This is a genomic window from Arthrobacter sp. SO3, from assembly GCF_020532825.1.
GTDB lineage: Bacteria > Actinomycetota > Actinomycetes > Actinomycetales > Micrococcaceae > Arthrobacter.
This window is the reverse complement of sequence record NZ_MQTS01000165.1, coordinates 40,225-49,056: the sequence shown is the minus strand read 5'-3', so window position 1 is coordinate 49,056 and position 8,832 is coordinate 40,225. Positions and strand designations below refer to the sequence as shown.

General features: G+C 68.0%; 11 protein-coding genes. 1 reads left to right on the top strand and 10 read right to left on the bottom strand.

Going from position 1 to position 8,832, the window contains the following annotated elements:
* Positions 1 to 69: 69 nt before the first annotated feature.
* From BJQ90_RS15635 to infC, 4 genes are all read right to left on the bottom strand, one after another.
* Positions 70 to 981 (bottom strand): TrmH family RNA methyltransferase, encoded by a 912-nt coding sequence (locus tag BJQ90_RS15635; protein WP_226761146.1) that lies wholly within the window; start codon positions 979 to 981, stop codon positions 70 to 72.
* A gap of 65 nt (positions 982 to 1,046) precedes the next feature.
* Positions 1,047 to 1,526 carry a 50S ribosomal protein L20 gene (rplT, locus tag BJQ90_RS15630; protein ID WP_226761145.1) on the bottom strand — a complete coding sequence of 160 codons (480 nt, stop codon included), beginning with the start codon at positions 1,524 to 1,526 and terminating at the stop codon, positions 1,047 to 1,049.
* A gap of 118 nt (positions 1,527 to 1,644) precedes the next feature.
* The gene (gene rpmI, locus BJQ90_RS15625) at positions 1,645 to 1,839 is read right to left on the bottom strand and encodes a 50S ribosomal protein L35 (RefSeq protein ID WP_009358635.1); all 195 of its coding nucleotides are present in this window, start codon (positions 1,837 to 1,839) and stop codon (positions 1,645 to 1,647) included.
* Between the two features lie 115 nt (positions 1,840 to 1,954).
* Complete coding sequence (gene infC / locus BJQ90_RS15620; protein ID WP_413463698.1) at positions 1,955 to 3,058, bottom strand: translation initiation factor IF-3; 1,104 nt, start codon at positions 3,056 to 3,058, stop codon at positions 1,955 to 1,957.
* A 450-nt stretch (positions 3,059 to 3,508) separates the two neighbouring features.
* Between infC and BJQ90_RS15615 the strand changes: the two genes are divergently transcribed.
* Complete coding sequence (locus tag BJQ90_RS15615) at positions 3,509 to 3,895, top strand: DUF1844 domain-containing protein (protein ID WP_226761144.1); 387 nt, start codon at positions 3,509 to 3,511, stop codon at positions 3,893 to 3,895.
* Positions 3,896 to 4,074: 179 nt separating this feature from the next.
* On the opposite strand, the gene BJQ90_RS15610 is transcribed toward BJQ90_RS15615, so the two are convergent.
* From BJQ90_RS15610 to hisB, 6 genes are all read right to left on the bottom strand, one after another.
* On the bottom strand, positions 4,075 to 5,409 hold the full coding sequence (locus tag BJQ90_RS15610) for an MFS transporter (protein WP_226761143.1): 1,335 nt from the start codon (positions 5,407 to 5,409) through the stop codon (positions 4,075 to 4,077).
* Positions 5,410 to 5,470: 61 nt separating this feature from the next.
* Entirely contained in the window at positions 5,471 to 6,370 is a 900-nt protein-coding gene (locus BJQ90_RS15605; RefSeq protein WP_226761142.1) for an SseB family protein, read from the bottom strand.
* Positions 6,371 to 6,382: 12 nt separating this feature from the next.
* Positions 6,383 to 7,129, bottom strand: a complete 747-nt coding sequence (gene priA, locus BJQ90_RS15600; protein ID WP_226761141.1) for a bifunctional 1-(5-phosphoribosyl)-5-((5-phosphoribosylamino)methylideneamino)imidazole-4-carboxamide isomerase/phosphoribosylanthranilate isomerase PriA — start codon at positions 7,127 to 7,129, stop codon at positions 6,383 to 6,385.
* 53 nt (positions 7,130 to 7,182) lie between these two features.
* Positions 7,183 to 7,344, bottom strand: coding sequence for a hypothetical protein (locus BJQ90_RS15595; RefSeq protein ID WP_226761165.1), 162 nt, complete (start codon positions 7,342 to 7,344; stop codon positions 7,183 to 7,185).
* Positions 7,345 to 8,145 (bottom strand): imidazole glycerol phosphate synthase subunit HisH, encoded by an 801-nt coding sequence (gene hisH / locus BJQ90_RS15590; RefSeq protein ID WP_226761140.1) that lies wholly within the window; start codon positions 8,143 to 8,145, stop codon positions 7,345 to 7,347.
* Positions 8,142 to 8,768 carry an imidazoleglycerol-phosphate dehydratase HisB gene (gene hisB / locus BJQ90_RS15585; protein ID WP_226761139.1) on the bottom strand — a complete coding sequence of 209 codons (627 nt, stop codon included), beginning with the start codon at positions 8,766 to 8,768 and terminating at the stop codon, positions 8,142 to 8,144. The genes hisH and hisB overlap by 4 nt, the downstream gene beginning before the upstream one ends.
* Positions 8,769 to 8,832: the final 64 nt, after the last annotated feature.

Sequence of the window (8,832 nt, the reverse complement as noted above, 5' to 3'; positions counted from 1 at the left end):
ACCTTCAGGTGGACCCCCGCCGTATTTTCTTGCCCTGGTGCCGGGACCCGCTGCGGCCCGGGTGGGAAGCTAGCTGGGCGGGTTTCCGCGGTCCTGCTGTGAGCGCGCGCTGGCGTACAGGCAGACCGTCGCCGCGGTCCCGAGGTTGAGGCTCTCGGCGGCGCCATAGACCGGCACGGCCACCCGGTGGTCGGCCAGGGCCAGTTCTTCCTTGGACAGTCCCTGGGCCTCGTTGCCGAAGAGCCACGCCGTCGGGTTCTCCAGCGCGTACTCGGAGTCCCCGGCCGCGGCTCCCAGCCGGCGGGCCGCGTTCTGGTCCTGCAGCCGGTCCAGGTCCAGCTGGCCCTGGCCGTCCGCCGCGAGGACACCAATGCCGCGTTCCTTGCAGCGGGCCACCAGCTCCCCGACATCAGCGCCGAGCACCACCGGCAGGTGGAAGAGGGATCCCGCCGTCGAGCGCACGGCCTTGGGGTTGTAGATGTCGACGCTGGATGCGGTCAGGATGACGGCGTCCGCGCCGGCCGCGTCGGCTGCCCGCAGAACCGTACCGGCGTTGCCCGGATCACGGACCTCACACAACACGGCAACCAGCCGCGGGCCGGCGTCGAGCACCTGATCAAGGCTCACATCAAGAAAACCGCAGACCGCGAGAATGCCCTGCGGGGTCACGGTGTCCGCCATCGCGGCCAGCACTTCGTCGGTGGCAAGGTACGCGGTGGTGCCCTCCGCGAGTGTTTCCAGGTCGGGGTGCCGGTCGAGGCAGGCCTCGCTTGCGTAGACCTCATAGACGACGCCGGGCTCCCCCGCGGCAATCCTTTTCTGGTGCAGGACCAGGGCCTCCCGGACAGCCTGTGGGCCCTCCGCCAGGAACTCGCTGCGCTTTAAACGGGCCGGGCGCCCAGCAAGTTGTGCCACCTTCCTCACCCGATCAGCTCGAGGATTGGAAAGTGGAAAATCTTGCGGGCGCCCGGTTTCGTTCATACAAGAACCTTAGTAGCTTTTGCAGCCGGTTCTTGAACGACGCAGTCCGTGGACTGCTTCAGGTACTACTCGGCAGCCTCAGCAGCGGCAGGCTTCTTGGCAGCCGGCTTCTTCGCGGCGGCCTTCTTGGCAGCCGGCTTCTTCTCGGCCGGTGCAGCCTCAGCCTGGACGGCCGGAGCGGACGTGTCGGCGGGCAGGGCATCCTTGGCGATCTGGACCAGCGCGGCGAAGGCGTTGGCGTCGGAAACGGCAAGCTCGGCCAGCATCCGGCGGTCAACCTCGACCTCAGCGGCCTTGAGGCCCTGGATCAGACGGTTGTAAGTCAGGCCGTTGGCGCGGGATGCAGCGTTGATGCGCTGGATCCACAGGCGGCGGAAGTCGCCCTTCTTCTTCTTGCGGTCACCGTAGCTGTACACAAACGAGTGCAGCAGCTGCTCTTTGGCCTTGCGGTACAGGCGTGAACGCTGTCCACGGTAGCCCTTTGCGCGTTCAAGGATAACCCGGCGCTTCTTGTGGGCGTTGACCGCCCTCTTCACACGTGCCACGTGCGTACTCCTTAGAATTACTGATCCCAAGCATCTACTGCCGGAACAACCGGCTGGCCTGAGAAGCCTTATTGGTAGTTGACTGCTGCCAGGTGGCAACAATCAGAGAACTTGGAACTTAGATGCCGAGCATCTTCCGGATGACCTTGGCGTCGCCCTTGAAGACGATCTTGTCGCCGGCGAGGCGGCGGGTCAGCCTGGAGGACTTGTGCTCGAGGTAGTGGCGGCGGTTGGCCTGCTGGCGGCGCAGCTTGCCGCTGCCGGTCAGCTTGAAGCGCTTCTTAGCACCACTGTGGGTCTTCATCTTCGGCATGGGAACCGATCTCCTTACGTATCCGCAGACAGGGTCTGCAGTCTTTCGTGCAGCCGCCCCTGCGGGCGGCGTGCTGGTTTCTTGCTGCCGGACATTGCTGTCCGGCAGCCCTGAGCTAGTTGGTCTTCTTGGTGCCCGGCTTGGCGGCGGCCTTCGGCGCAGCCGGCCGTGCGGCAGGCTTCGGCGCCGCGGGACGCGGGACCGGCTTCGGGGCAGCAACCGGCTTCGGTGCTGCCGCCGGAGCGGCCGTCTCGGTCTCGGGAACCTTGGCGGTTTCCGGAGCCTTGGCGGCGGCCTTAGGCGCGGCGGGCGCCTTGGCTGCTGCCGGCCTGGCGGCGGCCTTCGGAGCTTCAGCCGTCGGTGCCTCGCGCTTCGGGGCGGCCTTGGGAGCCTTGGGGGCCTCCTGCTTCGGCGCTTCCTGGACGGGAGTCTTCGCAGCCGGTGCTTCCGCGGCCTTGGCCTCGGCGGCCGGGGCCTCCGCAACCACGGTTTCTTCGGCTGCAGCCGTCTCGGCCGGAGCCTCGACAGCCGCAGCTGCCTCCGCCGCGGGGGCTTCCGTTGCGGTTACCTCAGCCTCGGGTGCCTCAGTCCGGACCTGGTAGCCCTCCGGCAGCAGGTCGGCAAGCGACTGCGTCAGGGGTGCTTCGGGGCCGGACGTGTCAACACGGCCACCGCCCGTGGCCTTGGCTTCATTCTCGGCCTTGGCTTCCGCACGCTGCGATGCGCGGCGGGCCTCAGCCTTGGCTTCTGCCTTGTTCTTCAGGGGACCGACCACCATGACCATGTTGCGGCCATCGATGCGCGGGCTGGATTCCACCACGCCAACTTCGGAGACGTCGTCGGCGAAGCGCTGGAGCAGGCGGATGCCCATCTCAGGGCGCTGCTGCTCACGGCCGCGGAACTGGATCATGGCCTTGACCTTGTCACCGGCGCCGAGGAAGCGGAGCGCGTGGCCGCGCTTCGTCTCGTAGTCGTGGGTGTCGATCTTCAGGCGGAAGCGGATTTCCTTCAGAACCGTGTTGGTCTGGTTCTTCCGGGCTTCACGTGCCTTGACGGCGGCTTCGTACTTGTACTTGCCGAAGTCCATCAGCTTGCACACCGGAGGCTTGGCCTGCGGTGCAACTTCAACGAGATCAAGATCGGACTCGGCAGCCAAACGCAGGGCATCCTCAATACGGACAACGCCTACTTGCTCGCCTGCAGGGCCGACCAGCCGCACCTCGGGGACGCGGATACGCTCATTGATTCTTGGCTCGCTAATGTTAAAGCTCCTGTGTTCGTGAGGGGGTATTCCACCGGCAAAAAGAGAAGGCCCCCAATTGCCGGAGCAATCGAAGGCCTCGAAGATCGGAACTGCCTGCCTCAGGTGAGGCGGCATGCATCCCGCCGGGCTGACGCCCGGGAAGAATGCCCGACCAGGTACCCGGCAACCTTGCTTCTTGCGAAGCTTCCCGAAGGAGAGCGGCTGACGCGGGTGGGAGAGAACTCCGCTTGCAAACTGAAGTCGATTCTACAGAAGAAATCCCGTCCGGCGCACCTGCATGACGGGCATGCTGGTTGCGGACGGGCTCCGGGAGCAAACCGCCGCAGGGCAACTGCGGTGACATAACTCCCAGGACAACAACTGTGAAATAACGACTATCAGTCGGTCTGTGACAAGCTTACCAGCATGAGCACTTCAGATAGCAATTCACACGTTTACGAGCCAGCCAGCGCCCAGGGCGACGTCTCACAGCAGATCCGCGACATCTCCGAGGTGCCCGCGATCGAGGTCATCACCACCGCAGCCGTGCACCTCATGAGTGCCGCCGCCGTGAAGCTTGGCCTCGCCGCCGAAGAGAACGCCGAAGAACTCAAAGACCTCGACGAGGCCCGCAAGCTGATCACCGCCCTCGCCGGCCTGGTCACCGCTGCAGCGCCCGAGATCGGTTCCCAGCACGCCGGACCGTTGCGCGACGGACTGCGGTCCCTGCAGCTTGCCTTCCGCGAGGAATCCATCATTCCGGACGCGCCGGGCAAGGGCCCGGGCGAGAAGTACACCGGCCCGGTCAACTAGGCACCACCAGCAATCCAGCCACAACGCAGACGGCGGGCGGACCCATTCGGTCCGCCCGCCGTCTGCGTTAACGCCTTTGACGCGCGCGTGCCGGCGTAAGCTGCGCGCGTGCCGCCGGTGTAAGCAGCGCGCGTGCCGGCGGCGGCGCAACGGCGCCGCCCCTCAGACTTCACCTCCGCTCAGGCGGCGGCGAGCCGGCGCCGGCGCTGGTGCTGCAGCACAAGTCCCAGAAGGCACAGCAGCACACCGCCGACCCCCACGGCCACGAAGCCCGACGACGGGCCGATGCCATCGATGAAGACTCCGGCGAGCGGTGCGCCGAGGGCGACGCCGCCGGTGAGGGCCGAGCCGTACCAGCCCATGGCCTCACCACGGCGGCGCTCCTCGACAAGTTCGGCGACCCGCTCCGAGGCTGCCGACAGCACCGGCGCGCACAACAGGCCCGGCAGGAGCGAGAGCAGGCTGAGCGTCCAGGTGTCCTGCGCGAAGGCCATCGGAATCGTCAGCGCCGACATGCCAAGCAGCAGCAGGACGGGCGAGATTGGCCGGTGCATGGCGCCGTAGATCAGTCCGCCGACCACCGAGGCCGCACACCAGAAGAGGAACACCAGCCCGATCTCGGCCTGGTGGCCGCCGGTTTCGAGCGCGGCAACGATTCCGACGTCGGTTCCGCTGAGCACCATGCCCGCGCCGGCTGCGACGGCGAAGACGGCGGCCACGGCGGCGGTGAACCAGGCGAAGTTGTGAATGACCTTGTGCCGCAGGCCGGCTCGTTCCTGGCGCCGTTCCCCGGCAGCGGCGAGCGGGGCGAACTCGGCGGCGGCCTCGTTGAGGTGGGCCGGCGCAGCAGCGACGACGGCAACTTCGGCAGCTTCCCGCTGGCTTGAGTCGAACACAACATCGGACTCGGCATCGGACGCAAGGCCAGGCTCGGCGCTGCGGGTCGGCGGGTTGAACCACATCAGGGCGAGCCCGGACACAGAGGTGGCAATGCCGACGATGGTCAGCCCCAGGATTGAGAACCCGGCGGTGGCAACAAGCGCGCCGGCGGCGGGGCCGATCATAAAGACCAGTTCGGTGGAGATGGCGTCGAGGGCAAAGGCGGTGCGGCGCTGCTCCCCCGTGGCGAGGACGCCGAGGGACTGGCGCACCACGCTGAAGATCGGCAGCGTCAGCAGCCCGCCGACGAAGACGAGCGGCAGCAGCACCTCGTAGGACACATGCGGCACCACCGACCAGATAACAGTCTCTGAAATGACTGAGGGTATGAGGGCACGACGGAGGCCCACGGTATCGACGCGCCGGCCGCGCCAGGGCGCCCCGACGGCAATGCCGATAGTCATCACGGCAGCCGCGGCCCCGGCAGCCGCGTACCCCTGGCCGAGGGCCAGGACGATGTGCAGGGTCAGCAGGACCCCGGCCGCGGAGTGCGGTATGCGGGCAACCATGCCCACCAGCAGGAGCCGCCTGATCGGCCGCACGGCCAGCAGCTCCCGGTAAAGCGCGAAGTTCACGGACTACATCCTTTTTGATCCTGCCACCGGCAGCACCAGGATCTCCCCCGCTGGCCGTCAGCTACGGTGCTGCGCGCTGCAATTTGACCTCGATCGAGTCAACGCGCTCAGCAAAAACTTCATTCCGTGCCCAGGCATCGTTGAGCCCGGACACCAGGGACTGGACGCCGGCGGCGTCGAGTCCGTCTTCAAGGTAGAGCAGCACCCGGAGTTCCGGGCCGGAACCTCCACCCGGGAACTGCCGTCCATCGGCCGTAACCGAGGCAACGCCACCGCCTGGATGAATTTCAACACGCCGGACGGCGGGAAAGCCAGCCGCGGCCTCACCGAGGCTGCGGGCGAGCTCGGGATCAGCGTACGACGGCGTCCAGTCCCGCTGCTGCGCGAGGGCCCAAACCGCGGGCCGGCGCACTACGAAGGTGACCGTGGAGCCCGGGTCGAGCACGAGCAGTTCCGCGCCCTCAGCGACCGCGGAGAGTGCCGCGCGGGCAGCATAGACGGCCACCGGGCGGGCCTCCGGGTGCCAGGCCGCCAGCGACGCGGCGGAGGTAAAGACGGGCATCGCCGTCCGGCCGTCCGGGGCCTTCAGGGTCACGAGGGCCATATCGGCCTGTTTGTCGGCGTGCAGGCCGCTGGCTCCTTCGCCTTCTTCGGCGAGCGTGGCCAGGATCGGCACAAAGACCCGCGCCGTGGCCAGCGAGGCCACCACCGCGGCTTCGTCGCCGTTGCCGGCTGCGAGGGCCGCCAGCGCGGAGAGGTATCCGGCGTCGGCCGTGCCGTCGTCGTCCTCGAAATTGTGGATACTGGCGTCGTCGCCGCTGAGGCTGCGCCCGGCCCAGGGCCGGCCGGCCGAGTCGGCCGCCCCGCCCGCGCCGGCGAGGGCCGCAGCGATGTGGCCGGGCAGGTGGCGTGCGGGGGCCGGGCCGTCAGCGGCGCCGTGACCGGCTGGCTGGTGCTCCATACTGCGGGCCTGCTAGCGGCGGCCGGCGGCGTCGAGGGCCTCGGGCATCGTGAAGTTGCCGTTGTAGAGGGCTTTGCCGACGATGGCTCCCTCGACGCCGAGCGGCACGAGGGAGCGCAGGACCCGGAGGTCGTCCAGGCTGGAAATCCCGCCGGAGGCGACCACGGGCTTGCCGGTCTTTTCCACCATCTGGCGCAGCAGTTCCACGTTGGGTCCCTGGAGCGTGCCGTCCTTGGTGACGTCGGTGACGACGTAGCGGGCGCAGCCGGCCTCTTCGAGGCGTCCGAGGACGTCCCACAGGTCACCGCCCTCCTTGGTCCAGCCGCGTCCGGCGAGCGTCGTGCCGCGGACGTCGAGCCCGACCGCGATTTTGTCGCCGAAGCGCCCGATCACCCGGGCGGTCCACTCCGGGTTCTCCAGTGCCGCGGTGCCCAGGTTGACTCGGGCGACGCCGAGGGCCAGGGCGTTCTCGAGCGACTCGTCGTCGCGCAGGCCGCCGGAGAGCTCCACCTTGATGTCGAGGCGGCCGACCACCTCGCGGAGCAGTTCAGCGTTGGAGCCCCGGCCGAAGGCTGCGTCGAGGTCGACGAGGTGCACCCATTCCGCCCCCTGCTGCTGCCAGTTGAGGGCGGCTTCCAGGGGTGTGCCGTAGCTCGTTTCGCTGCCGGCTTCGCCCTGGACAAGACGGACGGCCTGGCCGTTGACGACGTCGACGGCGGGCAGCAGTTCCAGCACGGGCAACGGGGTTTCGGTGGTCATAGTGGATCCTCAGCTCTTCAGGGACGGGAGGGGGTTGGGGGCGCAGTGGCGCGTCAGGCGGCCGGCAGCGTCAGGAGGTAAGCGGCGAGCAGCGCCATACCGGCCAGGACATAGAACACGATCTGGACCCAGCGGGGGCTTTTCTGCTGGCGGAATGAGAGCCCTCCGCCGACCAGCAGGCCGGCGAGCCCCATCAGCACTACGGACCACACCATCTAGGCGGTCCCGGCTTCCGGGGTCCGGGCTTCCGGGGTCCGGGCTTCCGTGGTCCGGGCTTCCGGGGTCCGGGCTTCCGTGGTCCGGGAGCCGCCGCGCAGGCTTTCCACCCAGTTACGGAGCAGGCGGGCCCCGGCGTCGCCTGACTTCTCGGGGTGGAACTGCGTGGCGCACAACGGACCGTTTTCAACGGCCGCGATGAAGGGGGCACCGTGCTCGGACCAGGTAACGAGTGGCGCCGCCATCCGCGGCTGGATCACGTCAAAGTCCCAGTGCTGGACGCCGTAGGAGTGGACGAAGTAGAAGCGCTCGTCCTCGACCCCGGCGAAGAGCCGGGAGCCCTCCGGCACGGTCACGGTGTTCCAGCCCATGTGCGGTACGACGTCGGCGGGGAGGAGTTCGACCTTGCCGGGCCACTCCCCCATGCCTTCGGCTTCGGTTCCATGCTCAACGCCGGCCTCGAACAGGACCTGGAGGCCCACGCAGATGGCGAGAACGGGACGGCCGCCGGCGACGCGGCGGCCGATCATGCGGATGGCGTCAACGGCTTTGAGTTCGCGCATCACCGTTTCGAACGCCCCGACGCCGGGGACCACGAGGCCATCGGCGTTAAGCACGTCCTCCGGCTTGGAGCTGAGGATCACCTCGGCACCGGCACGTTCGAGGGCGCGGACGGCGGAACGGACGTTGCCGGAACCGTAGTCGAGGACCGTAACGGTGGGCTTGCCCGCGGGCGACGCCGGCTTCCTGCCGGCGTCGGGGTTGATAATCGCGCCGTCCTTGAGCACCTTGCCGGTCACAGGGCACCCTTGGTGGAGGGGATGCCCGTGACCCGGGGGTCCGGTTCGACGGCGGCGCGCAGGGCGCGCGCGAACGCCTTGAACTGGGCCTCGACGATGTGATGCGGATCCCTGCCGGCGGTGACGTTCATGTGCAGGCAGATTCCGGCGTGCAGGGTGATCGCTTCGAAGACGTGGCGGGTCAGGGAACCGGTGAAGTGTCCGCCGATCAGGTGGTACTCCTGGCCTGCAGGCTCTCCGCCGTGGACAAGGTAGGGCCGGCCGGAGACGTCGACGACGGCGTGCGCGAGGGCCTCGTCGAGGGGAACCGTGGCCTCACCGAAGCGGCGGATCCCGGCCTTGTTCCCGAGCGCGGTGCGCAGGACCTCACCAAAGGTGATGGCAACGTCCTCGACCGTGTGGTGCACGTCAATGTGCGTATCGCCGGTGGCCTTGACCGTCATATCGATCAGGGAGTGCTTGCTCAGCGCCGTCAGCATGTGGTCATAGAACGGGACCGAGGTGCTGATGTCCGAGACGCCGGTGCCGTCCAGGTTGATTTCGACCAGCACGGATGACTCGCTGGTGGTCCGTTCCATGCGTGCGGTCCGGCCCTCGGCAGCGGCTGATCCGGTGTTGCTCATGTGGGTGTCCTTTTGGATGACGACGGTGCCCGGCGTTCAGGCAGGGTGGATGACCTGGGTTAAG